The 26738-nt window shown below is 61.7% G+C and carries 21 protein-coding genes and 1 tRNA gene; 14 read left to right on the top strand and 8 right to left on the bottom strand.

Going from position 1 to position 26738, the window contains the following annotated elements; all coding sequences use genetic code 11:
• Positions 1 to 319 precede the first annotated feature (319 nt).
• The 5 genes from DWV48_RS06025 to DWV48_RS06005 all read left to right on the top strand — a co-directional run bounded on the left by DWV48_RS06025 (position 320) and on the right by DWV48_RS06005 (position 6142).
• On the top strand, positions 320 to 1033 hold the full coding sequence (locus DWV48_RS06025; RefSeq protein WP_118653918.1) for a hypothetical protein: 714 nt from the start codon (positions 320 to 322) through the stop codon (positions 1031 to 1033).
• A 307-nt stretch (positions 1034 to 1340) separates the two neighbouring features.
• A complete protein-coding gene (locus tag DWV48_RS06020) occupies positions 1341 to 2018 on the top strand; it encodes a DUF3800 domain-containing protein (RefSeq protein ID WP_118653917.1) in 678 nt (225 codons plus the stop codon).
• Between the two features lie 274 nt (positions 2019 to 2292).
• Complete coding sequence (locus DWV48_RS06015; protein ID WP_118653916.1) at positions 2293 to 3198, top strand: HD domain-containing protein; 906 nt, start codon at positions 2293 to 2295, stop codon at positions 3196 to 3198.
• A 177-nt stretch (positions 3199 to 3375) separates the two neighbouring features.
• Positions 3376 to 3654 carry a 30S ribosomal protein S15 gene (gene rpsO, locus DWV48_RS06010; protein ID WP_118653915.1) on the top strand — a complete coding sequence of 93 codons (279 nt, stop codon included), beginning with the start codon at positions 3376 to 3378 and terminating at the stop codon, positions 3652 to 3654.
• A 199-nt stretch (positions 3655 to 3853) separates the two neighbouring features.
• Positions 3854 to 6142 (top strand): polyribonucleotide nucleotidyltransferase, encoded by a 2289-nt coding sequence (locus DWV48_RS06005; RefSeq protein ID WP_118653914.1) that lies wholly within the window; start codon positions 3854 to 3856, stop codon positions 6140 to 6142.
• Between the two features lie 462 nt (positions 6143 to 6604).
• On the opposite strand, the gene aroQ is transcribed toward DWV48_RS06005, so the two are convergent.
• The 8 genes from aroQ to aroF form a co-directional block, all read right to left on the bottom strand.
• Positions 6605 to 7057, bottom strand: coding sequence for a type II 3-dehydroquinate dehydratase (aroQ, locus tag DWV48_RS06000; protein WP_118653913.1), 453 nt, complete (start codon positions 7055 to 7057; stop codon positions 6605 to 6607).
• 134 nt (positions 7058 to 7191) lie between these two features.
• Positions 7192 to 8436 (bottom strand): shikimate kinase, encoded by a 1245-nt coding sequence (locus DWV48_RS05995; protein WP_118653912.1) that lies wholly within the window; start codon positions 8434 to 8436, stop codon positions 7192 to 7194.
• A gap of 81 nt (positions 8437 to 8517) precedes the next feature.
• On the bottom strand, positions 8518 to 9663 hold the full coding sequence (locus DWV48_RS05990) for a bifunctional chorismate mutase/prephenate dehydratase (protein ID WP_118653911.1): 1146 nt from the start codon (positions 9661 to 9663) through the stop codon (positions 8518 to 8520).
• A 94-nt stretch (positions 9664 to 9757) separates the two neighbouring features.
• Entirely contained in the window at positions 9758 to 10885 is a 1128-nt protein-coding gene (aroC, locus tag DWV48_RS05985) for a chorismate synthase (protein ID WP_118653910.1), read from the bottom strand.
• A gap of 63 nt (positions 10886 to 10948) precedes the next feature.
• Entirely contained in the window at positions 10949 to 12265 is a 1317-nt protein-coding gene (gene aroA, locus DWV48_RS05980) for a 3-phosphoshikimate 1-carboxyvinyltransferase (protein ID WP_118653909.1), read from the bottom strand.
• Between the two features lie 9 nt (positions 12266 to 12274).
• The gene (gene aroB / locus DWV48_RS05975) at positions 12275 to 13492 is read right to left on the bottom strand and encodes a 3-dehydroquinate synthase (RefSeq protein WP_199588909.1); all 1218 of its coding nucleotides are present in this window, start codon (positions 13490 to 13492) and stop codon (positions 12275 to 12277) included.
• A 76-nt stretch (positions 13493 to 13568) separates the two neighbouring features.
• Entirely contained in the window at positions 13569 to 14495 is a 927-nt protein-coding gene (locus tag DWV48_RS05970) for a prephenate dehydrogenase/arogenate dehydrogenase family protein (protein ID WP_118653908.1), read from the bottom strand.
• Between the two features lie 7 nt (positions 14496 to 14502).
• Positions 14503 to 15528 (bottom strand): 3-deoxy-7-phosphoheptulonate synthase, encoded by a 1026-nt coding sequence (aroF, locus tag DWV48_RS05965; protein WP_118653907.1) that lies wholly within the window; start codon positions 15526 to 15528, stop codon positions 14503 to 14505.
• Positions 15529 to 15798: 270 nt separating this feature from the next.
• On the opposite strand from aroF, the gene DWV48_RS05960 reads away from it, so the two are divergent.
• From DWV48_RS05960 to mrdA, 9 genes are all read left to right on the top strand, one after another.
• A tRNA-Arg gene (locus tag DWV48_RS05960) sits at positions 15799 to 15875 on the top strand.
• A gap of 122 nt (positions 15876 to 15997) precedes the next feature.
• A complete protein-coding gene (locus tag DWV48_RS05955; protein WP_118653943.1) occupies positions 15998 to 18838 on the top strand; it encodes an HAD-IC family P-type ATPase in 2841 nt (946 codons plus the stop codon).
• On the top strand, positions 18835 to 20001 hold the full coding sequence (locus tag DWV48_RS05950) for a zinc ribbon domain-containing protein (protein ID WP_118653906.1): 1167 nt from the start codon (positions 18835 to 18837) through the stop codon (positions 19999 to 20001). The genes DWV48_RS05955 and DWV48_RS05950 overlap by 4 nt, the downstream gene beginning before the upstream one ends.
• 72 nt (positions 20002 to 20073) lie before the next feature.
• Positions 20074 to 20613, top strand: coding sequence for a peptidylprolyl isomerase (locus tag DWV48_RS05945; RefSeq protein ID WP_118653905.1), 540 nt, complete (start codon positions 20074 to 20076; stop codon positions 20611 to 20613).
• Positions 20614 to 20672: 59 nt separating this feature from the next.
• Positions 20673 to 21944 (top strand): tetratricopeptide repeat protein, encoded by a 1272-nt coding sequence (locus DWV48_RS05940; protein ID WP_118653904.1) that lies wholly within the window; start codon positions 20673 to 20675, stop codon positions 21942 to 21944.
• A gap of 115 nt (positions 21945 to 22059) precedes the next feature.
• Positions 22060 to 23091, top strand: coding sequence for a rod shape-determining protein (locus DWV48_RS05935; RefSeq protein WP_006721158.1), 1032 nt, complete (start codon positions 22060 to 22062; stop codon positions 23089 to 23091).
• A gap of 20 nt (positions 23092 to 23111) precedes the next feature.
• Positions 23112 to 24086: a rod shape-determining protein MreC gene (mreC, locus tag DWV48_RS05930; protein ID WP_255413661.1), complete on the top strand. Its 975-nt coding sequence runs from the start codon at positions 23112 to 23114 to the stop codon at positions 24084 to 24086.
• 9 nt (positions 24087 to 24095) lie between these two features.
• Positions 24096 to 24665, top strand: a complete 570-nt coding sequence (gene mreD, locus DWV48_RS05925) for a rod shape-determining protein MreD (protein ID WP_118653902.1) — start codon at positions 24096 to 24098, stop codon at positions 24663 to 24665.
• Between the two features lie 6 nt (positions 24666 to 24671).
• Entirely contained in the window at positions 24672 to 26720 is a 2049-nt protein-coding gene (mrdA, locus tag DWV48_RS05920; protein WP_118653942.1) for a penicillin-binding protein 2, read from the top strand.
• Positions 26721 to 26738 lie beyond the last annotated feature (18 nt).

The following is a 26738-nucleotide window of genomic DNA, read 5'->3' as shown; positions in this document are numbered from 1 at the left end:
TCGCAGGCGGTATCGTTTTACTCGATCCAAGCAGAGCGAGGGTGACTTTTCCGTAGCGGGGTCGCTCCCTCGCTGGCGTGGCGTTGTTGTAAGGTGCCCACTGCTATTGTTGCCCTTCAAACAGCTCTCTCATGGTTGATATTAATTCTGGGATGTTGCCGAATCTTCATCGTTTTTACTTGTGCCATCATTCTGAAACAGTCGGATTGGTTTCGAGCGCGGACACATCGACTGGATGCGCATATTTGTTGGACGAGATCTCGGCTTTCGAATCCTCGCCTATACCGGATTTGAGGGAATTCGTGTTTGGAGGAATGTCTTGAACAGTGAACAGTTCAAACAGGAAGCTGAGAATATAGAAATAGCTCTGAGGAGTTTGAGAGTCGAAGAGAGAGATGCGGTGATCCCATTCATGGGCTGCGTTTTTACCCAATGGGATCTATACCTTGCTTCCAGTTCTGAGTATGTGATGAGACTGATAGACGGGTTCATCCCAATGCTTAAGACGAGGAATTTCGTTTGCGTCGCACAACTCCTCAGGGCACAGGTTGGCGTTTGCCTTCGGACGCTAGCGCTATTCGTCGCGAAAGACCAAGTGGATTTTCTCAAGCAGGTGTTTCGTGGAGTGCCCGTGAACAGACTTAAAGATCGCTCTGGTAAAAATATGACCGACGGAAGACTTCAATACTTGCTAAGTGAGTTCGATCCAGAGGTGGAAGACGTGTACAAGGCAACATCTGGATTCGTCCACTTCTCAACTGATATCCTGCCGGGTATGGGTGTGCCTGGGGAGGGATGTGAAGTCGAGTTTAATTTTGGAGCGGTTCCCATCGAGAGGAACAATGCGTCTCTTGTGGGGTGCGGCAAAGCATTCTGCCACTATGTCGAACTCCACCTTCAAATGCTCCATAAGGTAATTGTCTCAGACGAATGGTACGCTGATCGTTGCCATATTGATTGCGACAGCCCTGCGGATAAAGGCATGGCAAGTGGAGGTGCGCAGGATCGGGCTTCCTCGCCGAGGCGCAGTTAGCCCGCGACTCCACGGCGGCCGTCCCTTTATCGACCTCGCTTACGCCAACTTTTCCGACGTGATCCGACGGCTCCATGGAGATGCGGATAATTAGGCCAATAAAGTCGGTCAGTTTTAAGATTCGAAAGATGCAGGGTTGCAGTGCAGAGTGGGAGAACAGGCAACGTCTTTATGCCGATTCGTATCTGAGGCGGTCTTGCTATGCGACCTTGGATGTGAGACCATAAAGCCACCGAAGGAGCGTTAGTTCCGTAGGTGTCAGATTGGCGAGGTTCGTACCTCGCCATTTTCTTTACACAGGGGGTCCATGGCCGAACGTTTAAATCTGCACATCGACGAGACCGGCAACCAGGACCTATCTGAGGGGCGCTACCTCGTCGCCGTCGTCCTTCACGACCATAGCGCCGACATCGAGGACGCCATTGCTCGATACAGGGCTCGCTTGTCGGAGGCGGGCCTGCCCGACGTACCTTTTCACGGCAAGGACCTCCTTCACGGCAACGAGGGGTATGCCAATGTCTCACCTGGTGATAGGAAGCGCCTGCTGACCCAATTATCCCGCTTTGTTCGAGAGCTTCCGATCTCGTTTTTCGCGCTGCGGTACGACGGCGCGACCGTCCATAACAGAAACGAGCTCGAGGCGAGGTTGAGGCGGGACCTCGCTCTGCTCATCTTCGATAGCCTGTCGTATTTCCAGGCCTTCGATGCCATCGCCGTGTATTACGACAATGGTCAGGGCGCTGTGAGCGCGGCGCTGCATGATGCGTTGGATTTTGTGCTCGCTAAGAACGTCGCGGACTATCGGCACGCCGATCCTAATGCCCGCAGGCTTCTCCAAGTGGCGGACTACGTATGCACGGTTCTGCGCGTTTCCGAGGACTATGATGCTGGCAGGCAATCGAGGACCCATGAGCGGTTTTTCGGCAATCGCCGGAATTTCACTCAGTCGTTTAAAAAGCAGCTCGATCGAAAGGCGTTTGCGTAGGTCTCCTGTCGATACTGTGGCTGCAGACCGCTTGGAGATACCTAGAAGATGCTGGCGAGCTAACGAAACGGATCGCGTAGCGAATAGTGGTGCAAGAGCGCTTTGAAAAAGCGCGGCCTCCGTCCTGGAATCTGATTCGACCAAGAAAAGGATTTGGCGGTAGTGGAGATTGCAATGGACGCTATTCGGCGATTCGAGGGCACGATGGTCAACGGCGGCCTGGGCGCGCTCGACCACATCGTCGTTACCGGCGGCTATTTGTTTTGGGGATGTTATGCGTGAATCGTGCTTAGATGCATTCAATACTTATGTCGCTCGTTACGACGTTTCGGATGAACGTATCGCGCTCAAGGTCGAGCACACCTATGAGGTTGCCAAGCTGTGCGCCGAGATCGCGCGAGGGGAGGGCCTGCCCCCGGCCGACGTCGACCTCGCATGGTTGTGCGGCCTGCTGCACGACATCGGTCGGTTCGAGCAGCTGTGCCAATGGGGGACGTTCAGCGACGCGGACTCATGCAGCCATGCGGCGCTTGGGATCCAGGTGCTCAAGGACGAGATGGGAAGCTTCACTCGCGATCCGGAATGGGCGCACATCATCGAGCGCGCCGTCGCCCTGCACAGCGACTTTAGGCTCCCATCGGACCTGGGCGCTCGCGAGCGCCTCTTTTGCACCATCACGCGGGACGCCGACAAGGTGGATATCCTGCGTGTGTTCAACCAATCGAGCTGCGGGGCGGTGTTGGGTATCGATCCCGCCGAGTTCTCGCGCGGGGAGATCTCCGACACGGCGTTCGGAGCGTTCGGCGAGCGCCGGTGCCTTGCGCGCGATGAGCGCCCCGGGTCGCTCGACGGCCTCGTGGGCGCCGTCTGCCTGGCCTTCGAGCTCGAGTTGCCCGCGTCCCGCACGGCCCTGGGGGATAGGGGATACCTGGAGGCACTCCTGCGCGAGCCCTTCGGCCTGAGCCCGCATTTCGACTCCGAGCTTACCCAGCGCCGCTGGGACGCCATCTGCGATGTGATGCAGTGCCTTCCGTCTAATTCCCGCTCTGATGTCGAACGTGAGGCTCCCCATGAGCGCCTCATGAACCGCCTGGGTCGTTCGGAGGCCGAGTTCGATTCCGGAGGATATGTCGACGGCAATGCCTTCTTGGACGCATTGTTGGAGCGGTTTGACGCTTAACCCGTCCATAACATGGGCAAGTTGTGCGATTGCGGCGTTGTGCTGCTGGTCTGTGGTAACATACCGACCTGTTGGTACCCTCCACTTGGATATCCGCTCCACCGGCGGCTTCCCAGTTGAGGGCGAATCGAGGCCATGGGGAGCGCATCCCGCGGCCGTTACAAGAAAGGTGAAATCATGACGATTTCCAAGGAGCGCAAGGCGGAGCTCACCGCCAAGTTCGGCAAGAACGCCCAGGACACCGGCAACTCCAAGGTTCAGGTCGCCATCCTGTCCGAGCGCATCAAGGAGCTGACCGAGCACATGAAGTCCCACCAGAAGGACTTCCACACCCGCCGCGGCCTGCTCATGCTCGTCGGTAAGCGTCGTCGTCTTCTCTCCTACATCAAGAAGAACGACATCAACGAGTACCGTGAGCTCATCGCCGAGCTTGGTATCCGCGACAACATCCAGTAAGTCGTGCATGCAGGGGCGTCCGCTGGGCGCCCCTTTTCATGTTGGGCTACTATCCCGGCGATAGGGGTCCGGGCCGGCGCCGATGCGCCGTCCAAAAGGGGAGAGGGCCTACTGCGCCCGCCCCGCAACCGGTCGGCGGGAGGGTCCCGCCGACCCTGAGAAGCCCGCGCGCAAGGGGCGCGTGGGGATAGGAGTAAGAATGACACTCGTAAGCAAGACCTTCGACCTGTTCGGCAAGACGTACGTGCTTGAGGCCGGCGAGCTCGCCAAGCAGGCCACCGGCGCCGCGCTGGTCAAGCAGGGCGACTCCACCGTGCTCACCACGGTCGTCGTCTCCAAGGAGCGCAAGAACTACGACTTCTTCCCGTTGACCGTCGACTTCAACGAGAAGATGTACGCAGCCGGTCGCATCCCGGGCGGCTACCTCAAGCGCGAGGGACGTCCCTCCGAGAAGGCCACCCTCACCGCCCGCATGATCGACCGCCCGATCCGCCCGTCCTTCCCGGACGGCTTCCGCAACGAGGTCCAGGTCGTCGCCACCTCCCTCGTGGCCGACCAGAAGAACCCCGTCGACGTGATCTGCGTCATGGGCGCCTCGCTTGCCATGACGCTCGGCGGTGTGTCGTTCGAGGGCCCGCTGGCTTGCGTGCGCATCGGCCGCGACAAGGAGACCGGCGAGTTCATCGTCAACCCCACTTATGAGGAGCGCGAGAACTCCGACCTCGACCTCGAGCTCGCGGGCACCCGCGACTTCATCTCCATGGTCGAGGCCGGGGCCGAGGAGGTCTCCGAGGAGGACATGCTCGCCGCCATGCAGTTTGGCCAGGAGGCCATCGGCGCCTTCTGCGACGCCCAGCTCGAGTTCGTGGCCGAGTGGGAGCAGGTTAACGGGGCGATTGTGAAGCGCGAGTACCCGCTGGACCAGCCGGTCGAGGAGGTCCACGACCGCATCTTCGCCCACTACGACGAGATGGCCGCCGCCCTGCGCGATGCCGACAAGCTCGCCCGTCAGGATAAGGTCGCCGAGCTCAAGGAGGCCATCAAGGCCGAGTTCACCGAGGAGGAGCAGGTCGCTTGGGAGCGCGAGATTCCGGTGAACCTCAAGAAACTCGAGAAGACCGCCATGCGCCGCATGGTCGTCGAGACCGGTGAGCGCGTCGACGGCCGCACCGCCGCCGAGATCCGCCCCATCATGGTCAAGGGCGACTATCTGCCCCTGGTTCACGGTTCCGGCCTGTTCCAGCGCGGCCAGACCCAGGTGCTCTCCGTACTCTCGCTCGGCATGCTCAACGAGGGTCAGCGCCTCGACACCATCGAGCCCGTCGATGGCAAGCGCTACATGCACCACTACAACTTCCCGCCCTACTGCACCGGCGAGACCGGCCGCATGGGCACGCCTAAGCGCCGCGAGATCGGCCACGGCAACCTGGCCGAGCGAGCCCTGATCCCGGTCCTGCCCGATGAGAACGAGTTCCCCTACGCCATCCGCGTGGTGTCCGAGGTCATGGAGTCCAACGGCTCCTCTTCGATGGCTTCCACCTGCGGCAGCTGCCTGGCCCTCATGGACGGCGGCGTGCCGATCAAGCGCCCCGTCTCCGGTATTGCCATGGGCCTCATCCAGGAGGAGGGCAAGACCGTCGTCCTGTCCGATATCCAGGGCCTCGAGGACTTCCTGGGCGACATGGACTTCAAGGTCACCGGCACTGAGAAGGGCATCACCGCGCTGCAGATGGACAATAAGGCCACCGGCCTGACGTTCGATATCCTGCGTACCGCCCTCGAGCAGGCCAAAGAGGGCCGCGCCTACATCCTCGACAAGATGCTCGAGGTTGTGCCCTGCCCGCGCGAGGATACCCGTTCTTCTGCGCCTAAGATCCAGACCATCACGATCCCCACCGACAACATCCGCGACGTCATCGGCAAGGGTGGCGAGACCATCCGCGGCATTCAGGATGAGACCGGCGCTTCTATCGACATCCACGAGGATGGTACCGTGTACGTCGGTGGCGTTGGCGAGTCTGTTGCCGCTGCCATCGAGCGCATCGAGCTCATCGTCAAGGTTCCCGAGGTGGGCGAGGAGTACACGGGTCGCGTTGTCTCCATCCAGCCTTTCGGCGCCTTCGTGAACCTGCTGCCCGGTAAGGATGGCTTGCTGCACATCTCCCGGGTTGCCCAGGGCCGTGTTGAGAAGGTCGAGGACGTCCTGAACGTCGGAGACGAGGTCAAGGTCAAGGTTATCGAGATCGACGACCGCGGCAAGATCTCCCTGGATCGCCTTGAGAAGCCCGAGGCCCCGGCTGGATCCGGCCGCGGTGAGGGCGAAGGCCGCGCCGAGCGCCGCGAGCGCGGTGACCGTCCGGGCCGCGGTGCCCGCGACACCGGTGCTCGTGGATTCGACCGTCCCGCCCGTCGCGAGCGTGGCGACCGTCCGCGTCGTCCCGGTGACAACGGTGGCCGTGCCCCGCGTCGTCACCACGAGGCTGAGTAGCGACTCGTTCGATTTCGTCGAATTTGCATAGTGCGACTATGGGCCCGGGGATAAACCCCCGGGCCCATATTGTGTGTGGTGTGGTTCAGTATGTAGACGGCCGTAACTGAATAAGCAGGGACTCTCTTCAGGTTTCGCGCAATGCCTCAACAAGAACGGATCAAAATTTGCGATTCGTCACGCCTGTGCTTACAAAAATCGACTATGTGTACCTTGCGGGGTTCCATGGTTCGCTTTTTGTTCTTGATTGCTCCAAAGTTGGAAGAAAATAATGAACATCTGTTAGAGAAAACCGCAAATTGAAGGGTCGTTTTGACTCCGTCGATGGGAAAGTCGTACGACTTGAATGGATCTATCCGGCCTTCTCTCTCTGAACCGTGTCGAAATGGTACACATTGTCGATTTTTGTAAGTGAAACAATCGAAGCAACATCTCTCCTTGGTCCCAAAATGAATTCGGGGCTTAGATACTGGCCTGTTTTTCCTTCAGATGACTGGCCAGGATCTCAAGAGCGTGCGCATAGCCGGAAAGGCCTTCACCTGTGACGCGCGCGAAGCACGCCATTCCGGCATAGGATACTTGCCGAAAGTCCTCACGCTCCTCAACGGCGGAGATGTGAACCTCAACCGAGGGGATGGCGACTGCTTTGAGGGCGTCGAGGATCGCTACGCTCGTGTGCGTGTATGCAGCGGGATTGATGACGATGCCGTCGATGCTTCCGTATGCCTCTTGGATACGGTCAACGATTGCCCCCTCATGGTTGGACTGGAATACTTCGATTCCGTTAAAACCAAGCTCATCGGCCGCGTCCTGGCATATCTGCACGAGCGTTTCGTGGTTGTCCGACCCATAGATGCCAGGTTCGCGGATGCCGAGCATGTTGAGGTTCGGTCCATTGATCACGAGTGCCTTCATGGGTACATTCCCTTCTTGGACGGATGGCGGAACGTGCCATTGGGGACGTGCCCTTTTGGCACACGCTGCTTGCGGATGCGTGCCAAAAGGGGCATGACCCCAATGGTACGGCGAAGCAGCGTTCATGCCGCATGCTAGAGCATCCGTGGGAGGGCGGACATGAGTGCAGCGGCGGTGTTTGCGGCGCAGTCGGTAGAACTAACGGTGAGATCGGCCCATGCGCGGTATATGGGCATGCGCTGCTGGGCGAGCTCCTCGATGCCGTGTTTGGCGGTGAGGGGACGTCCCTTGGTCGCAAGTTCTTCGAGCGGACGGTCAAGCATGACAATAAGGCTGTTCTGATGAAGCAGAGGGTAGTTCTCATCACGCGTGACAATGCCACCGCCACAGGAGATGACGAGTCCGGACTGCCCGGCAATGCGAGCAAGTACCTCGGTCTCACGGATGCGGAAGGCTGTTTCTCCCTTGCGCTCGATAAATTCAGCACAGCTCATGCCGAGCTCATTGGCGAGGGCTTGGTCGATGTCGACGTGCTCGCGCTTGAGCAGCTTCGCGAGATGCTCGCCTACGCGTGTCTTGCCGCATCCCGGCATGCCAATGAGGGAGATGTTCTGCTCGGTAGCGGAGAGTCGGCGCGTCACGTCGACTGTCCTCTCCATGTCGATGACCTCGCCCGTGTAGCGCTCGACTGCCTGCGCTGCCTGGGCAACCAGCATGAGAAGTCCTCCGGCGTACGGGATTCCCCTGCGTTCGGCCTCCATCATGAGGGCCGTGCGTGCGGGGTTGTACACGATGTCGACGAGACCCTCAAGCTTTGGAAACACGTCGAGGGAGCAGGGCGCGGCGGGGCATGTGGGGAACATGCCCACGGGCGTGCAGTTGACGGCGAGGGCGGCATCGGAATGGAGGTCCAGATTCGCATAACTGTTCTCGCCCGTGCGATCGATGGACACGGGGTTCATCTTCAAGTCGGCAAGGACCATCATCGCGGTGGAGCCGGCTCCGCCCGATCCGCCGAACACCACGGCTTTTTTGCCAGCCAGATCGAGGCCGAGGGACTCTACGAGCACCTTGAATCCGTAGTAATCGGTGTTGTCGCCGCGAAGACGCCCGTCCGCGAGGCGCGTTACCGTATTGATGTTACCCATGCGCCGCGCAATGTCCGAAAGCTCATCCATATAGGAGACGAGCTCTTTCTTGTAGGGAATGGTGACGTTGAAGCCCTCCCACACATCGGAGCGTACGAACACTTCCAGCTGATCGGGCTCGCGCTCGAATTTACGGTAGTCAAGTCCAGCGAGCTCGCGGTATATGACAGGGGTGTAGCTGTGTCCGAGTACGCGGCCCAAAACGCCGTACGGTCGTTTGATGACATTCATGGCTGCTCCTTCGTGGACGCACGTGGTTGATTATGAGTCGAGCGTGTCAAACGGGGACACCCCCCTTGGCACGCGGCGGGATCAGAGTACTTCGAGATAACTGCCGAAATAGTGGAAACTGCTACAGACGTCGTCGAGGCCGTCGAGCAGTGCACTGAATTCAGGGCTCGTAGCGGGGCATGCGAGGTCGAAGTAGAACGTGAACTCGAAGTCACTTCCGGGGACGGGGCGGCTCTCAAGTTTCACGAGGTCGATATTCAGGGCGTAGATGCGTTCCAGCACGCGATACAGGGCGCCAGGTTCGCTTTTGAGCGTGAGCTGGATGGACGTCTTGTTGGCACCTGGGTACACGGCGGGCTCCCGCGCGATGACGACGAACCTGGTGTAGTTGGCATCGGAGTCTTGGACGTTGCGCTCAATGGCGTTCAGGCCGTACAGCTCGGCGCATGGCAACGACGAAAGTGCGGCAAGGTCGCGCCTGCCCGAAGAGGCGACGAACTCGGCAGCGCGGGCGGTGTTCTCGCATACGGTGGTCCGCACACCGAGGTTCTCGAGGTAGCCAGCGCATTGGTTAAGTGCCTGATTGTGGGAGATGACCTCTTTGATCTCATCGCGCTCAACGCCGGGGAGGGCGAGCAGGTTGTGGTCGATTTTCAGCCGCAGCGCCCGCACGATCGAACATCCGTAGGAGCCAAGCAAATCGTACACGGCGTTGACGGAGCCCGCTGTGGAGTTCTCGATGGGCAGCACGCCGAATTCGCATGCACCCGAGACAACGGCGCGAAACACTCCGTCGAAGGTGGGGGAGAAGCTGATGTCGGGAATCGAGAACAGCCTGCTGGCGGCGATTTGGCTGTAGGCCCCTTCGACCCCTTGACAGCACACGGAGACGCGAGAGGGAAATGCGCTCTCGAGCGGCAGGAAGGATGCGCGGACTCGTTTTGAGACCGCGTCTGGTCGCGAGGCATGCATGATGTTCAACTGTGCGGCCTTGTTCATGCTCATGAGCAGGGAGAATAGGGCGACGGCCTGGTTTTCGAGGCCTTCGGGCGCCTGTGCGGCTATATGGGCGAGTTTGGCGCGCTCGCGCGCGGGGTCGAAGACGGCCTTGCCCGTCTGGATCTTGCTTTGCGCGACATCGCGGGCGAGAGCCATGCGCTGGCAGAACAGGTCGAGCATTTGCGCGTCGATGGCGTCTATCTGTGTGCGAACTTCGGCGAGATCCATGTGTTTCCTTTGGCAATCGGGGGTTGCGGGGTGTCATTGGGCGTGCCAAAGGGCGCGTTGCAGGTGGCACGCCCAATGGTATGTAACACCAGCGTTATTCAGCTCGAGGTGCTTGGTGTGTGAATGCAGACGTGCCTTCGGCCTCGAGGAGCGCGTCGAACAGGGCAAGGGCGCAGGCGGCCTCAGCCACCGGGACGGCGCGCGGGACGATGCAAGGATCGTGGCGCCCGCGCACCACAAGGTCGGCATTCTCCATACGGTCGAGGTCGACGCTGGGTTGGTGTCGCCCGATGGACGGCGTGGGCTTGAGGGCCATGCGCCACACCACGGGCAGGCCGGTGGTGATGCCGCCGAGGATGCCCCCCGCGCTATTGGACTGCGGGCAAACGCGCCCGTCCTCCACCCGATACGCATCGTTGTTCTCGCTGCCGCGTAGTTCGGCGGCTCCAAAGCCGACGCCGAACTCGACCCCCTTGACGGCGGGGATGCCAAACACGATACGCGCGATGCGGTTCTCCACGCCGTCGAGCATGGGGTCACCGAGCCCCGCGGGAACGCCGTACGCCACACATTCGATCACGCCGCCCACGCTGTCGAGGTCGTTTTTCGCCTCCATGATGCAGGCGCGCATGTTTGTCGCGGCGGCCGCGCTTACGCAGGGAAGGGGATTGGCGAGGATGGCGGCGAGCTGTACCTCGTTGGGCTTCATAGGATCGAGCGGAGTGTCCTGAATCGCCTCGGGCCCCAGGCTCGCGATGTGCGCGGCTATGCGCACCCCGCGTGCCTCGAGCGCTTGCAGTGCGATCCCGCCAGCGATGCACAGCGGCGCGGTCAGGCGCCCCGAGAAGTGGCCTCCGCCAGCGACGTCCTGGAACCCGCCGTATTTGACCTGGGCGGGCCAATCGGCATGGCCAGGGCGGGGCTTGCGGCGTAGCTCGTCGTAGTCCTGGCTGCGCGTGTTGCCATTGCGGATGATCGCCGCGATGGGTGCCCCGTTCGTAAAGCCGTTCGTGATGCCGGCGATGAATTCGGGTGCGTCCGACTCGCGACGCATGGTCGAGGTCTCATCGCGACCAGGGGCGCGCCTGTTCAGGAACTCCTGCAGTCGCTCAAAGTCAACCTCGATACCAGCTGGTATGCCGTCGAGTGCGCAGCCGATGGCGGGGGAGTGGGATTGCCCGAAGATGGACAGCTTCAATATGTTGCCGTAGACGGAAGCCATGGGCACCTCCTAGAAATAGCGCGTTTTGGTGCAATTGGGGTACGTCTCCAATTGCACCAAACGTTACTCGTCGAAGAGCTCGACGTCGCCGCCGAGCAGGCGGTAGTGGTCGAAGAACGCGGGATAGCTCTTGTTCACGGCCTCGGCGTCCTCAATTTCGACGGGGCCGTCGCAGCGCACGGCGGCGATGGCGGCCATCATGGCGATGCGATGGTCGTTATGACTGTTCACGCGTCCGCCCGCGAGGCGCTCCCTGCCCTCGATGACCAGGCCATCTCCCTCTACGCGAACGTCCGCGCCCAGCTTGCAGAGCTCCTCAGCGGTGGTGACGAGGCGATTGGACTCTTTGAGTACCAGGCGGGCGCAGCCGGTGAGGCGCGTGGTGCCCTCGGCGCAGGCGGCTACCGCCGAGAGAACAGGGACGAGGTCGGGAATGTCGTGCGCGTCGAGCTCGATGCCGCGCAGACGGTCCGGACGGATGGTCGCCGTCCGCGCGTTGCGCTGGCCCTTTGCCCCAAAGAGCATGAGGGCGGCGTTAATGGCGCGATCGCCCTGGATGGAGTTGGACGAGACGCCGCGCACCGTGACGGAATGCTTGCCAAGCGCGCCCGCGCACAGCCAGAATGCGGCGTTCGACCAATCTCCCTCGACCGCGATGACGCCGGGCGTACGGTAGCCCTGGCGTGCCACGCTGAATACCGTGAGGGGAAGGCCGCCGGGCGTGGCGCCCTCTTCGATGCTCACGTTGACGCCAAAGGAAGAGAGGACATCGATGGTGAGGTCGACGTAGGGACGGCTCTCGAGCGTACCGGTTACGGCGACCTGGGTGTCACCGTCAAGAAGGGGTGCGGCGAGCAGCAGACCCGAGATGTACTGGGAGCTCACGTTGCCGGGTAACTCGAAGCGACCCGGGCGCATGCGACCCGTCTCGCGTAGGGGGAAGCCCCCCATGCCTTCAAGGGTGCAGCCTGCCGCCATGAGCTCGTCGGAGAGCGGAGCCAACGGGCGCTGTCCCAGGCGTCCTGCGCCCACGAACGTGGCGTCGGCTCCCAGCGCGCAGGCCACGGGCAACATGAAGCGCAGGGTGGAGCCGGATTCGCCGCAATCGAGCGTGCCGCCGGCGAGTGCGCGCAACAGCCCGTGTTCGAGGCTCTTGGGCATGGGGTGGATCTCGTAGCCTCCCTCGATGAGGGTGATGCGGGCGCCGAGCGCGGTGAGGCACCGAATGGTCGCGTCGATGTCCGCGCACGTGGTGTCGCAGGCAACGCGCGTGACGCCGTTGGCGAGGGCGGCGGCGATGATGATCCGGTGCGCCATCGACTTCGAGGCGATGGCGGGGACGGTGCCGGAGAGCGGTTTGGGGTTGATTCGGGCGAGCATCCATCCTCCTTAGTTTTGAGATTGCGGGTCGTATGAGCGGGCGTCGATGTGATCGGCGTTCGCGGTGTTGAGCTCCGTCTCCCGTTCCCGGGCGGGAGGCTCTTCATCGAGCTGTTTCTTGAGCGCATGCGTGCAGGCGAGCCCCACCTCGAGGATGCGGCGGAACTCATCGAGGGGCGTGGGCGCCAGGGACGCGGCACCGACGCCGCGTGGCACCACAAGGTCAATCGAGGAGCCGGCGCGCTTCTTGTCGTGGAGTGCCTCCGCATACACCTCGTCGGCGCTAGCGTCGAACGCAAGTGAGAGCCCATGGCGTACCAGGAGGGAAGCCAGGCGCTCGGGGACGTCTTCGGGGCAAATCTCCGCGGTCACACTTGCGCTGGCGATGGCGACCATGCCGATGCCCACGCAGGTTCCGTGGCCCATGCGGTACTGCTCGGCGGCCTCGACACCGTGGCCGATGCTATGACCAAAGTTCAGCAGTTTGCGCAAACCGCTCTCGCGCTCATCTTCCACGACTACGGCACGCTTGATGTCGATGTTGCGGGCGATGAGCCAGGCCACGCGCGACAAGTCTTGTTTGAGCAATGCGGGCGTGAGCGGGGTGAGTTCAAGCTCCTCGAAGAGCTCGGCATCGGCGATCATGGCGTGCTTGATCACCTCGCCGCATCCGTCGGCAAACTGGCCATCGCAGAGCGTGCCCAGGCATCCCACGTCGGCGATGACGGCGCGCGGCTGCCAGAACGCGCCGGCGAGGTTCTTGCCGTGTGCAAGGTCAATGGCGGTCTTGCCGCCCACGGACGAGTCGACCATGGCGAGCAACGTAGTGGGTACCTGCACGAACGCGATACCGCGCATGTAGGTAGCTGCGGCGAAGCCCGCCATGTCGCCCACAACGCCGCCGCCGAGGGCGATGATGACGTCACGCCGTGAGAGCTGTTCCTCAGCCGCCCGTTCGAGCAGCGTCGACAGCGTCTCCATGCGCTTGTGCTCTTCGCCTGCCTCGAAGGTCTCGAGAGAGGTGGCGAATCCCGCCGCCTCGAGGCCGTCGATCACGGGAGCGGCGTAGAGGGGGCCCACGTTGGAGTCGGTGATGACGAGTGCGCGCTCGGCGGCCTCCACCACGGAGCGCGTGATCTGCCCAACTTGCTCGAGCAGGAAGGTACCCACATGCACTTGGTAGGGTTGAGGAGTGTCGATATCGAGCGTGTAGGCGGGAATCGCCATGTTGTTCTCCTTACGTGCCGGGGCCCGGGCCCTCAGGGGCTTGGGGCCGGTGGATGAAAGCCGGAAGCGGGGCGGGTTACATCCGCTCCCCTTCGTCGTCGAGCGCGCGTTTGATGCGGTCACCATCGGCGAGCAGGGCCTCGAGTGCATATCGGTCGCGATCGACGAGCGCGCGACGCACGTCTTCGAGGTTACGCTGGAGCGTCGCGATCTCATACGCGAGGCTATCGGCATCCTCAATCATGAGCTCGGACCACATATGCGGATTGAGGTGCGCCACGCGCGTGAGATCCCGGTAGCTGCCGGCCGAGAACCCGTGGTGCTCCTGCGCCGTGGGGCTCTTGACGTAGGCGTTGCTCACCACATGGGCGAGCTGGCTCGTGAAGGCGATCACCCGGTCGTGCGCGGCCGGCGTGGTTACGGAGAACCTCCCGAATCCGCAGGGAGCGAGCAGGTCGTGGATGCGGTCGAGCATGTCGAGCCGATCGATGTCGCTCAGCTCGGGTGGTGTGAGCACCACGGGCGCACCGTTGAACAGGTCGGCATGCGCATAGGCGAATCCGGAGAACTCGGTTCCCGCCATGGGATGCGCGCCACAAAACGAAAAACCGTGCTTGGCGGCGATGTCGAACGCCTCGGAGCATACATGGCCCTTTACACCAGCGGCGTCGATAACCATAGGGGCCTTGCCACAGCGTGCAAGTTCGCCGAGCTCCTCAGCGTGGCTGCGCAGCCAATCCAGGCAGGCGTCGGGGTATGCCGCGAGGATGATCAAGTCGCACGCCGCTAGGTCGTCGTGGGTGCGGAGGAATCCGGCGAGGACATCGATACGCGCGATGGCGAGCGTGTCGGCGTCCACGTCCCATGCGCGGACGGGCCAGCCCGCCGCAGCATAGGCTCGGGCGAAGCTGCCGCCGATGAGGCCGAGGCCCACAATGCCTATGGTCGGATTCGCGACGGTGTCACGTACGTCTTCGTCAACGTTCAGTTCGGTTTGGTTCATGGGGAGCCTACGCCTCCTCGCGAGCCATGTCGGCCACGACTGAGCGCACGGCGTGGATGCGCTCCATGGCACGGTCGAATTGATCGGGGGTGAGGGCCTGCGCTCCGTCTGACCATGCATTGGCAGGATCATCGTGCACCTCGATTTCGAGCGCGTCCGCTCCCGCCGCGGTCGCAGCGAGCGCCATGGGCTCCACGTAGCGGGTGTAGCCGGTGGCGTGGCTGGGATCTGCCACCACGGGCAGATGCGTGAGTTCGTGCAGCGCGGGCACGGCGTTAAGGTCGAAGGTGTTGCGCGTCCGTGTCTCGAACGTGCGAATTCCGCGTTCGCAAAGCATGACATTGTCATTGCCCTCGCTCATGATGTACTCGGCCGCCATGAGCAATTCGTCAATAGTGCCGGCAATACCGCGTTTAAGCAAGACGGGCGTAGTGGTTCGACCTACTTCCTTGAGCAGGCTGAAGTTCTGCGCGTTGCGGGCGCCGATCTGCATGACATCGATACCGCGATCGACGAACAGCTCGACGTCGCGCACGTCCATGACCTCGGTCACGATGGGCATGCCCGTTTCCGCCTTGGCCTCGAGCAAAAGATCAAGTCCGTGCTCTCCCATGCCCTGGTACGCGTACGGGGAGGTGCGGGGCTTATACGCGCCGCCGCGGAGCATGGTGGCACCTGCGGCCTTGCAACGGCGGGCGATACGAATGAGGTTCGGCCCTTCGACGGAGCACGGACCGGCGATGACCTGGAAGTTGCCTCCGCCGACCATGGCACCACCGCAGTTCACGACCGTGTCGGTAGGGTGAAATTTGCGGTTTGCCTTTTTGAAGGGTTCCGACACGCGTTGAACGCGTTGAACGACGTCCATGGACTCGAGCAGAAACGGGTCGATCTTGGTGGTGTCGCCCACGAGCCCGATGATGGTCTCGTTTTGGCCGCGGCTTACGTGCGCCGTGAGACCCTTGCCCTCGATCCAGGAGACGATACGGGTTACGGCGTCTTCCGAGGCGTTTTTGCGCAGGATTGCAATCACGTGCTGGTCCTTTCGGTTTCAAGCAGCCGGAGGTGCCGGCAGAGTATATGGAAGTTTACATTTGAGTGTACCTGACTTGACCGCGTGCGATTCGAGGGCGTGCGCGGTGAACCAAATGGTTACATGGGCGACAAATCTCGTGCTGTCCGCTAACCTCGGCGGCCTTGGGGCTCATGCGCGTGACGAAGGGCGGTGAAGGGCGGCGAATCTTAAAGATTCTCTATTCCGGGCACCGCCATGTGCTGCCTTGGGTATAATGCTTGCCGTTGCGCGCCATTAGCTCAGTGGATTAGAGCGTCTGCCTCCGGAGCAGAAGGCCGTAGGTTCGAACCCTATATGGCGCACCATTCTAATTTTCCTCGAACCCGTGTGGGTTCGAATCCCGGGGGTCGCGAGCGCTAGGCGCTCGTGGCCTTCGTCATATGAGTCGCCTCCGCGACGAACGAAGCGATGGGAGCGTATGAACACCATGGACGCCCAAAACCCCTTTGGCGAGCGCGGGCTCACCGCGTCCGAAGTCGAGGAGCGCATCGCAGCGGGAAAGGTGAACGTCAACACGGAGCTCAAGACCAAATCCGTCAAAGAGCTTCTCATCGAGAACATCTGCACCCTGTTCAACCTCATCAACGTCATCCTGGCGGCACTCGTCATCATCACGGGCGCGTGGAAGAACCTGACGTTTTTGGGCATCGTCTTCCTTAACACGGGAATCGGCGTGGTGCAGGCGCTCCGATCCAAGCGCATGGTCGACAAGCTCACGTTGCTTGCCTCAAAAAAAGCCACGGCCCTGCGTGACGGTGCACTCGTCGAACTCGACTTGGACCAGATTGTTCTCGACGACGTCATTCGCCTCGGGCGCGGCGACCAGATTCCCGCCGACGCCGTAGTGGTCGAGGGGGAGTGTCACGTCAACGAGAGCCTTCTCACCGGTGAGAGCAATCCCATCCATAAACGCTCGGGTGACGAGCTCATGAGTGGAAGCTTCATCGATGCGGGCCTGGTGGTGGCGCGTGTGATCCACGTCGGTGCCGACAACTACGTGGCGCGCATCAACAATGAGGCGAAGTACGTGAAGAAGGTCAACTCCGAGATCATGAACGCGCTCAACGCCATCGTTCGGTTCGCGAGTGTGTTCATGGTCCCAATTGGCATCGCGTTGTTCTGTGCGAGTGCGAATAGTGCATATCGTGCCTGGTGCGCCCTTGACCCGAATTCCTTCTCGACCATTATGGGCTGGCTTACGTCTGGTGAGTCCTGGAGCGCCATCTCGGCGGCGATCCTCTCCACGGTCGGCGCCTTGCTCGGCATGATTCCGCAGGGGCTCGTGCTGCTCACCTCGTCTGTCCTCGCCATTGCCACCATTCGACTGGCCAGGCGCAAGGTGCTTGCCCAACAGCTCTACTGCATCGAGACGCTGGCGCGCGTGGACGTGCTTTGCCTGGACAAGACGGGTACCATCACTTCCGGCCGAATGGAGGTCGAGGGTACGTACCTCGCCGAGTCCGATGGATCGGTCGTCGCCTGCTCGCGCGAAGATGGCGCCAAGCTCCCGGCAGGGGCGTCGCCCGATGCCGAGCGTATCGCCGCCCTCGATTGCGCGCTGTCCGGTATCGCTCGTGCGACCTCGGCAGATGCGAACGAGACCTGCACGGCGATCCTTGCGCGCTACGCCGATGAGACCGCGGTGCCGCGGGCCGTTCGCACTGTGGCGTTCTCCTCTGCCAAAAAGTGGAGTGGAGCCACGTTGGTGGTGGGGGACCAGGAGCTTTCGTACGTGATGGGCGCTGCTCAGTTCGTTTTGGCGTCCGGGGACTTTTCGCGTTTTGAGCCTGCCGTCAGCCGGCTTGCCTCGAGCTGTCGCGTGCTTGTGGTGGCGCGCGTGGACGGCTTCACCGACGAAGGCGACATGATCGGAGAGGCCCGTTCTTTGGGCTTCGTCACCATTCGCGATGAGATCCGTTCCTCCGCAGCCGAGACCATACGGTACTTCTGCGAGCAGGGCGTGACCTTGAATGTCATCTCCGGCGACGATCCGCGCACCGTTTCGTCCATTGCACGCGTGGTCGGCATCCCTGGCGCCGAGGCGTTTGTGGATGCAACGACGCTCGACACGTCCGCCAAGCTCGATGCCGCCGTCGACCGCTATCACGTCTTCGGCCGCGTGACCCCGCAGCAAAAGCGCGAGCTCGTGGTCGCCCTGCAGCGGCGTGGTCACACCGTCGCCATGACGGGCGATGGCGTGAACGACGTGCTGGCCCTCAAGGAGGCCGATTGCTCGGTGGCGATGGCCGCTGGATCCGACGCTGCTCGCAACGTCGCCGAGATCGTGCTCGTTGACAACGACTTCGCTGCCATGCCCGCCGTGGTTGCGGAAGGGCGTCGCTCCATTAATAACCTGCAGCGCTCCGCGGCGCTCTTCCTTACGAAGACGCTCTTCTCCATGGGTCTTGCGGCCATGTGCGTCATCGCTCCGCCGTATCCGTTCCAGCCCATCACCATGACGCTCATCAACTTCTTCTGCATCGGGTTCCCCAGCTTCGTGCTTGCGCTCGAGCCCAATCGGTCGCGCGTGCGCGGAAGCTTCCTCGTCAATGTGCTCAAGAAGGCCCTTCCCGCGGCTGTGGGTGTACTCGTCACCTCGTTGCTTTGCATCTTGTCTTCCCGAACGTTCGGCTTTGAACAGGGTTTGCTCTCCACCATGTGCGTCATCACCACCTGCTCGGTGGGTCTTTGCCTTATCTGGCGCATATCGGTGCCGTTCACTCTGCTGCGCCGTCTATTGTTCACGTTCGTCTCCGCCGGGATCGCCGTGGGCGTGGTCGTGTTTCCCAACTTTTTCTCCATCGCGCGGCTCACGGTGTGGAGCGCCGTTCTCACCGTGGTCTTCTCCATCCTTGGCTGCGGTATCTTCTACCGTCTGGCCGATCTCATGGAGCGCTCGCCAGAGCGCACCACGCGGCTCGCGACTGGTTTTGGTCGCGGTGTGCGCGTGAGCGTACGGCGTGGGGGCGCATCCCGATCCAGGCACGTGAGCTCGACGGGGAGCTCGCTGCGTCGCGTTGCGGCGGAGGTGCGGTCTCGGGCGCAGAAGCGCGCGGCGATGCGTGAGCTCGTCCGTGCCGAGGAACATGCCGAGGAGGGCGTCGAGCCCGCATCTCGAGCGCGGCATACGGGGAGCCCTGCTCGTCGTGACCGCGTGAGGGTGTCCGGTGGCAGTCCTTCTGTCCGGAAAAAGCGGTATCGTGTAGAACAGGCAAACGGCGGCATCCGCGTGAAGATGCCCAAGACCACCCGGAAGAAGGACCAGTGATCTGCCCCATCTGCAACGCCACCGTCAAGGACGGGTCGAACATGTGCCCTGCGTGCGGCGCCGACCTTTCGGTACCCGCTTCCTCTTCCGTCTCCGAGTTCATTTTTTGCGAGGGCTGTGGCGCCCGGTTGAATCCTCAGGACCGCACATGCCCTAAATGCGGGCGACCGGCACCGGGCATCCTCTCGCAGAATTCAGCCGCCTCCGACCTCGCCGCGGGTAAAACCGCGAGTTTTCCGCGTGTGACGTCCGAGATGATCGCGGAGGCCGTTCCAGCTCCTACGGGTGCGGGCATTCCCGATGTGCTCGCGCAGCCGTTCGACTCTGAGGCGACGAGCGTGATGAGTCTCGATGACATCGCGGGCGCGCAGGCCGCCTCTGGTGCGTCGGCACCTCGTGCCGCCGTGCGCAAGGCTTTACCGCTCGATGAGGTGGAGGCTGTGGAGGGGGACGACCCGTATGGCAGACCTCGGCGTGGGCGCTGGATCGCTCTCGTGGCCATGCTCGTGCTCGTCGCCGGTGGCGCGTGGTTCGTCGCGACCGATCCCATGGGCGTCATGCCTGGGTTCTATGAGTCCTTCGACCGCGCCGCGAGCGACATGTTCCCGAGCCGTCAGGTATCCCAGGACGAGGACGCAGAAGCTGCGGATGCCCAGGAGTCGGATGAGGGCGACGAGGACGGTCAGGAGCAGGTCAGCGATTCCACGGTCTCGGAGGCAGAGGCCTTTCAGCGGCTGAGTGCCATATATGCCCAGATCATCGCGTTCCAAGATGAGATCGGGCCCGTTGTCGACACGTATAACGGGCAATACCTCGCAAAGGATCTTGCCACGAGGCAGACTGCGGCGCAGGGTGCATATGATTTGCGCGACTCCATTCAGGCGATCCTTGATGAGCTCGATGGGCTCGAGCTGGCCGAGGACACCGCGTATAGTGAGGACGTCGATCATCTCAAGCAGCTCGCAACCTGGACGTATAACCGCGTGGACGTCCTGTGCCGTTCTTGGGATATCAATCTGGCACTACCCGATGGCGAGCGTCCCGCCGACCACCAGGATGAGATCTTGGCTCCGCTGCGCGGTGTCGAGAAAGTTAACGGCAAGGCGGTCGACGTCGTGCAGTTCGAGGAAAACGTGAACGCCTGGAAGCCGGTAGAGAAATAAAGCACCCAGCTCGTCAGGTGCGGTGCGTGGTATGATATTCCCTGTATGCAACGATGACAGGGGAGGACACCCATGTTCCATAGGAAGACCCGTACCCCCGAGTATCAGATCGCAGGCGATGAGGTCGCCGTGATCGAGACTGGCAAGGGTACCATCCGCGTAAAGCTCGACAGTGATGGAGCCCCTATTCATGTGGCCAATTTTTGCGAGCTCGCCACCATGGGATTCTATGATGGTCTCAAGTTTCACCGCTACGTTCCGGGCTTCGTGATCCAGGGCGGCTGTCCCAACACGCGTGACATGACCTGTGAGCAGGTTGCCGCCGGTCAAGCTGGTCCCGATGGCCAGCCTGGCACGGGCGGTCCCGGCTGGTGCATCCAGGAGGAGTTCTCCACCAATCCGCGCAACAGCCATGAAGACGGCGCGCTCGCCATGGCTCGATCCATGGATCCCAACTCCGCTGGTTCCCAGTTCTATTTCTGCCTTGGTCCGCAGCACAACCTCGATTCCGGGTACACGGTTTTCGGTGCCACCGTCGAAGGCAAGGACGTTATCGGCGCACTTCGCGCAGGCGATGAGATCGTGAAGGTCGATATCGTCCACGGGGCATAGCGTCCAATTGCCCGCATTCGGGCCGTCCGACACCATCCGCTCGTCAAAGAGGAGCATTCGTGAACATCCAAGCTCTTGAACAGGCGCGCAACGCATATCGTACGGGGGATTTCGCCTCCGCTGCGCAGTTGTTCGCCGCCGCAAAAGACCCCTCTGAGCTCGCAGGCGAGGCAGATCACCTGCGCGGCAACTCGCTCATGCGCCTTGGCCGTTATGCCGAAGCTGTCGAGGCGTACGGCGCGGCCCTGCAGGACGGTGCCTACGGCAAGCGGGGCGCTCTGCTTACCAACCAGGGCAAGGCGCTCGTCGCCTCGGGCGATATTCGCTCCGCCGTGTCTGCCTTCTCCGCCGCGACGCAAGATGCCAGCTACGCCACACCTTACAAGGCGTATCTCGGACTCGGTGACGCCCTGAAGAAGCTCGGCAACCTCACCGAGGCGGGCGTTGCCTATCGTCAGGCCGCCATTGACGGAGCCAACCCCGCTCCCGCCGGTGCCCTTGCGAACCTTGGGGACTGCTTCGTCGCGCTTCAGCGTCCGGAAGACGCCATCGAGTCGTATCGTACCGCCCTTGATTTCGCCGGTCCACGTGACGACACCCGTGCCATCAGCGCCGGTCTCGGTCAGGCGTATGTGGCCGCCAACCGCTTCAGCGACGCTGTGGATGCTTTTGGCACCGCCACCGTCGACGGCATCTATCAGCTCACGCCCGAGCAGGCAGATGCCTACGAGCGCGCTCGTGACACGCTATCCGCCTCTTCTGCCATGGTCGCGACCACGAATGCGTACAGCACCGACATCGACCCGCTCGACCCGCTCGGCCAGTCCGGCAGCTTCATGCCCGATCCATCCGATACCGGTTTCTTCACGCTCTCCGAGCAGGAGATGGTCCAGCAGGACCGCGTCGAGACCAAGGTGCGCCGCAAGCGCCGTCACACGGGCCTCAAGGTCTTCATCGCATTGCTCGTCGTTCTCCTTATCGCTGGCGGCGGCGCTGCTTTCGCGTACACGCGCGGTTTCGGTTTCCCCTCGCAACAAGATGTGCTGACCGGCCTGTTCCAGGCCGCGACCGACGGATCCGATGCCAGCGAGTATCTTGCCTCCGGACTTGACGAGAGCCAGAAGTCCATCATCACCGCTTCCATTCCGCTGGATGCCACGCCCACCATCGAGGGCATGGACGCTGGCATGAGTGAGGCCACCGCCACGGTCAAGGTCGCACTCAAGAACGGCGGGGATATGACGTACGAGGTCGGATTCGTTCGTGAGGGCCTGGGCTGGGCCGTTTCGAGCGTCTCCACCGACTTCAACACGGAGACCTCCACCGACTAGAAGTGTGTAAGCCGTGCGTTCCTCATGCACGTCTCGTGGCGGATGGGGACGCACGGTACACTTTTGCCATACGTGCACGCAAGGGTTTGACGTAGGAGCAGACTTGTTTTCTTTGATGGACATGTTTTTCGGTCAGTACGACGGGGATCTGGCGATCGACCTCGGTACGGCCAACACGCTCGTCTCGGTGCGTGGCAAGGGCATCGTCATCCGCGAGCCTTCCGTGGTTGCCATCGATAAGAACGATGAGCGTATTCTCGCCGTCGGTATCGAGGCGAAGCGCATGCTCGGTCGTACCCCCGGTAACATCGTGGCAGTCCGTCCGCTCAAGGATGGTGTCATTGCCGACTTCGATGTGACCGAGGCCATGCTGCGCTACTTCATCGACAAGGCGAGTGAAAAGCGCTACCCCTGGACTCCGCGCCCCCGCGTGGTCGTGTGCGTCCCCTCGGGCGTCACCTCTGTCGAGAAGCGCGCTGTCTTTGAGGCGACCATCCAGGCCGGTGCCCGTCAGGCGTATCTTATCGAAGAGCCTATGGCTGCCGCCATCGGCGCCGATTTGCCCGTCGAGGAGCCTACGGGTTCCATGGTCATCGATATCGGCGGTGGTACCACCGAGGTCGCCGTCATCGCCATGGGCGGCATCGTTGTCTCCCAATCTATCCGCATCGCCGGTGACGAGTTCGACCAGGCTATCTTGCAACACGTCCGCGACGCCTATAATCTCGCTATCGGCGAGCGTACCGCAGAGGACATCAAGATCAAGGTCGGTTCCGCCGTCCCGCTTAAAGACGAGCTCGATGTCGAGGTCAATGGCCGCGATGTCATCAGCGGTCTTCCCAAGACGGTCCGTATTGAGAGCGAAGAGATCCGCCGCGCGCTCAACAAGCCGCTCGACGAGATGACTAAGGCCGTTAAGGACGCGCTTGACGCCACGCCGCCTGATCTCGCCTCGGACCTTATGTACTACGGCATCCTGCTCACGGGTGGCGGTGCCATGCTCCGCGGTCTCGACGTGCGTCTGCGTGACGAGACCGGCGTCGCGGTTAACGTGAGCCCCACAGCCCTCGACAACGTCGTGAACGGCTGTGCCCGCGTCCTCGAGGCCAACGCATTTGATGGCGGTTTTGTTCAAAGCAACGCCTAGTTGCAAGGAAAGGGTGGCTTGTGGCACATAAACCCAAGTACTCCTCAAATGTACATAGCTCACGACAATCAACGGGTGGTCGCCCGTTGATTGTTTTATGCGTCATCTCGCTCCTCTTGCTTACGTTTTACCTGCGTGAGGGCAGCGAGGGCCCCATCCATGCGCTTCGTGGCGCCGCGATGACGGTCACTTCTCCCGTGCGCATGCTCGGCAGCGCCATCGCCTCTCCCTTCAACGCCCTTGGCAATATCACGCAAAACGCGACTGCTTCCTCCGACACGCTCTCTGAACTCAAGAAGCAAAATGAGGAGCTCACTGCAAGAATCGCTGAACTTTCCGAGGCTCAAGAGACGGCAGAGCGTCTGGAAAAGCTCGTCGGCCTCCAGTCCACGTACAGCCTTGAGTCTACGGCGGCTCGTATCATCGGGTCCACCGGCGACGCATGGAGCAATGCGGTCGTGATCGACAAAGGTTCTAACTCAGGCTTTGAAGTGGGAATGCCCGTCTGCAGCTCCGGCGGGGTGATCGGTCAGATCATCGAGGTCTCCGCAAACACCTCCACAGTCCGGCTCATTACCGATGAGCAGTCGGGGATCTCTGCCATGATCCAAAGCTCTCGTGCCCAGGGTATGTTGCAGGGCCAGGCCGATGGTACGCTTCGGCTGCAGTATGTGGTCGCCGACGCCGAGGTGTCCACCGGTGACATCATCATCACGTCGGGCATTGGCGGCACGTTCCCCAAAGGGCTGCCTCTCGGCACCGTTGCGTCCATCGATCGCGATGCCAATGCGGTGTACTACACCATCGTGGTACGTGCGCTTTCTTCGGCGGAAAACAACGAGGAGGTCTTGGTCATCACGTCGGTTGGCGAGGACCAGATCGCGTCGGAGGACGACGTCGCCACTGCGAACGCTTCACCCCAAGGCGGCTCGGACTCCTCCGATGGCCAGGACTCTGGAGATTCCGAATCCGAATCTTCGAATACGACGGAATAGGGGAGGGATATGGCACTCGAACTCAACAACTCGGGTCGCACGCGCTCGGCCCTCATCGCCACGATCGCCGCCTGCGCCGTGCTTCACCTCGCCATCGCCCCGCAGGTCTCCCTGTTTGGGGGACGGTTCAATTTCATGCTCGCGCTCACGGTCTCACTGGCGATTTCGGGAGATTCCCGTTCGCTTGTGTACATAGGTTTCTTTTCCGGTCTCTTCTATGACCTGACAACCTCGTCTCCCATCGGTTTCATGGCGCTGCTCTTGGCAATCACGGGATACGCTGTTGCTCTCATGTCGCGCGGTTTGTCTTCGGGCTTTGGCATGGAGACGATCCGCGCCGTCGTCCTGGCCGTCGTCGTGGTGAACGTCGTGTACGCGCTCGGCCTGTTCCTCATGGGCGTCGAGACCAATCTACTCCTCTCCATTGGCGTGGAGGGTATGGTCTCCAGCGTGCTTGATCTCCTCGCGTGCGTGCCCTTCCTTATGCTCGGGGGCCGGTCGTCCGGCGGCCACGGCAAAGGCGGACGTGGTGCACGCGGCCTGTCGTACGCCGGCAAGCGCTATAAGAGCTTGAGGTAGATGAGTATGGACGCGCAGCTCATCGTTATCATCGCCGGCGTTATCCTCGTCGTCGCCATCATTGGATCGCTGCTCTTCCTCAAGGGCTATTCCGGTAAGTTCACCTTTGATACCGCCAACGGTACCCGACCGCGCGCCACCGAGGGTGAGGGCAGTACGTCCGGCACGAAGTCGAATGGACGCTTCAAACTGCTCACCGCGGGTGTCGGTGCGGTTTTCGCCGCTATCATCGCCAAGCTGTGGAGCATGCAGATGGTCTCCGCCGACCATTATGACAAGCTCGCGGAGCAAAATCAGACGCGCACGGTTACCACGCCCGCTCCGCGCGGACGCATCCTCGATCGCAACGGTGAGGCCATTGTGGACAATCGCGCTTCGCTTGCGCTTGTGGCGTATCGCGATCTTGCCGAGAACACGGTGGTCGTTCGTCATCTTGCCAACGTGCTGGGCATGCCCTATATGGCCGTACTCCGCAACATCCAGGACAACACCGAGGGTGCCCAGAGCCCCCACACCATCGCGAGCGACGTTCGTCGTTCCACTATTGCCTACGTCGTTGAGCACATCGATCAGTTTCCCGGTGTGAGCGTGGCGGAGCGCACCGAGCGTTCGTATCCCAACGGTACGCTCGCATGTCACGTGGTGGGCTACACCGGAACAGTCACGCAAGAGCAGCTCGATGCGCAGGAGAACCTTTCGGATGAGGTGCGAGCCGGCTCCATCGATTACCAGTCGGGCGACATCGTGGGGCAGGCGGGTGTTGAGTATTATTACGAGAGCCTGCTGCAGGGCATTCGCGGCGAACAGACGGTCAAGGTCGATGCCGATGGCAACGTTACCGGGCAGGCGGGCGCCGTGCCGGCAAAGGCAGGCAGCGACATCAAGCTCACCATCGATCTTAAGATCCAGCGTGCGTGTGAGGAGGGCCTCAAGCTCGGTATGGAAGTCGCCGAGCAGACCGGCTATGAGCCCACGTGTGGGGCGTGCGTGTGCATGGATTGCACGAACGGCGAGATCTTGGGGCTCGCGAGTGCCCCTACCTTCGATCCCTCGGTGTTCGTCGGTGGCGTGTCATCAGATACATGGAATGAGCTGAATGACGACGAGGGCGATCATCCGCTGCTCAACCGTGTAATTGGCGGTTTGTATATGTCAGCCTCCACCATCAAGCCCTTTACCTCGCTTGCGGGCATGGAGTACGGCGTGTACACGGCCGACATGTCTTCCAATTGCACCGGCTGGTGGACCGGCTTGGGCGAGGCATGGGGCAAGAAGTGCTGGCTCGAGACAGGCCATGGCACGCGCAACCTTGAGACGGGAATCCGCGATTCGTGTGACGTGGTCTTTTACGATCTGGGCAAGAACTTCTTCTACAGTGAGAAAAATCCAGAGGGCCTGCAGGAAATGTACCGCCGCTGGGGTCTTGGTGCCAAGACGGGTATCGACCTCCCCTCCGAAGCCGAGGGGCGTGTGCCCGATTCTGCTTGGAAAGAGGAGTACCGCAAGGATTGGAGTGCCGACCAGCGTGCATGGAACGCCGGTGATATGACCAACATCGCCATTGGCCAGGGCGATATCCTCGTCACTCCGCTGCAGATGGCCACCGCGTACTGTGGTCTCGCCATGGGTGGCGTGGAGTGGACCCCCCATGTCCTGCTCTCCGCCGTCGCGCGCGACGGCGAGGGCGATGCGTACACGTATGAGCCAAAGAAGCGGCTGACGGCCGAGATCTCGACGGCCGGGGCGCTGGATGTGGCGTACCGCGGCGTCCATTCGATGATTTATGAGGAATCCGCGGTGACCGCCGCCCACTTCACCAACCTTCCCGTCCAGGTCGCCGGCAAGTCCGGCACGGGCGAGAAGGACGGCGAGGATCCATACGGCTGGTTCATCGCGTATGCCCCCTTCGACGATCCCAAGTACGTGGTGTGCGCGATGCTTGAGCGTGGTGGATTTGGCTCGACGTGTGCCATGCCGGCCGTTCGCACAGTCTTGGGAGCCCTGTACGATTCCCCCGACGACGCCGCCTACACGGCCGGCGACAGCACGAGGTAGGTGATTCTTTTGGCCCTC

The sequence above is a fragment of the Collinsella sp. AF08-23 genome, from assembly GCF_003479805.1.
Lineage (GTDB): Bacteria > Actinomycetota > Coriobacteriia > Coriobacteriales > Coriobacteriaceae > Collinsella.
This window is presented reverse-complemented; position numbering and strand designations above follow the sequence as displayed.

Excerpts from the sequence above, each read along its gene's own strand:
- DWV48_RS06020 (WP_118653917.1), top strand. The coding sequence starts at position 1,341 with ATGGCCGAACGTTTAAATCTGCACATCGACGAGACCGGCAACCAGGAC.
- DWV48_RS06015 (WP_118653916.1), top strand. The coding sequence starts at position 2,293 with ATGCGTGAATCGTGCTTAGATGCATTCAATACTTATGTCGCTCGTTAC.
- rpsO (WP_118653915.1), top strand. The coding sequence starts at position 3,376 with ATGACGATTTCCAAGGAGCGCAAGGCGGAGCTCACCGCCAAGTTCGGC.
- DWV48_RS06005 (WP_118653914.1), top strand. The coding sequence starts at position 3,854 with ATGACACTCGTAAGCAAGACCTTCGACCTGTTCGGCAAGACGTACGTG.
- aroQ (WP_118653913.1), bottom strand. The coding sequence starts at position 7,057 with ATGAAGGCACTCGTGATCAATGGACCGAACCTCAACATGCTCGGCATC.
- DWV48_RS05995 (WP_118653912.1), bottom strand. The coding sequence starts at position 8,436 with ATGAATGTCATCAAACGACCGTACGGCGTTTTGGGCCGCGTACTCGGA.
- DWV48_RS05990 (WP_118653911.1), bottom strand. The coding sequence starts at position 9,663 with ATGGATCTCGCCGAAGTTCGCACACAGATAGACGCCATCGACGCGCAA.
- aroC (WP_118653910.1), bottom strand. The coding sequence starts at position 10,885 with ATGGCTTCCGTCTACGGCAACATATTGAAGCTGTCCATCTTCGGGCAA.
- aroA (WP_118653909.1), bottom strand. The coding sequence starts at position 12,265 with ATGCTCGCCCGAATCAACCCCAAACCGCTCTCCGGCACCGTCCCCGCC.
- aroB (WP_199588909.1), bottom strand. The coding sequence starts at position 13,492 with ATGGCGATTCCCGCCTACACGCTCGATATCGACACTCCTCAACCCTAC.
- DWV48_RS05970 (WP_118653908.1), bottom strand. The coding sequence starts at position 14,495 with ATGAACCAAACCGAACTGAACGTTGACGAAGACGTACGTGACACCGTC.
- DWV48_RS05955 (WP_118653943.1), top strand. The coding sequence starts at position 15,998 with ATGGACGCCCAAAACCCCTTTGGCGAGCGCGGGCTCACCGCGTCCGAA.
- DWV48_RS05945 (WP_118653905.1), top strand. The coding sequence starts at position 20,074 with ATGTTCCATAGGAAGACCCGTACCCCCGAGTATCAGATCGCAGGCGAT.
- DWV48_RS05935 (WP_006721158.1), top strand. The coding sequence starts at position 22,060 with ATGGACATGTTTTTCGGTCAGTACGACGGGGATCTGGCGATCGACCTC.
- mreD (WP_118653902.1), top strand. The coding sequence starts at position 24,096 with ATGGCACTCGAACTCAACAACTCGGGTCGCACGCGCTCGGCCCTCATC.
- mrdA (WP_118653942.1), top strand. The coding sequence starts at position 24,672 with ATGGACGCGCAGCTCATCGTTATCATCGCCGGCGTTATCCTCGTCGTC.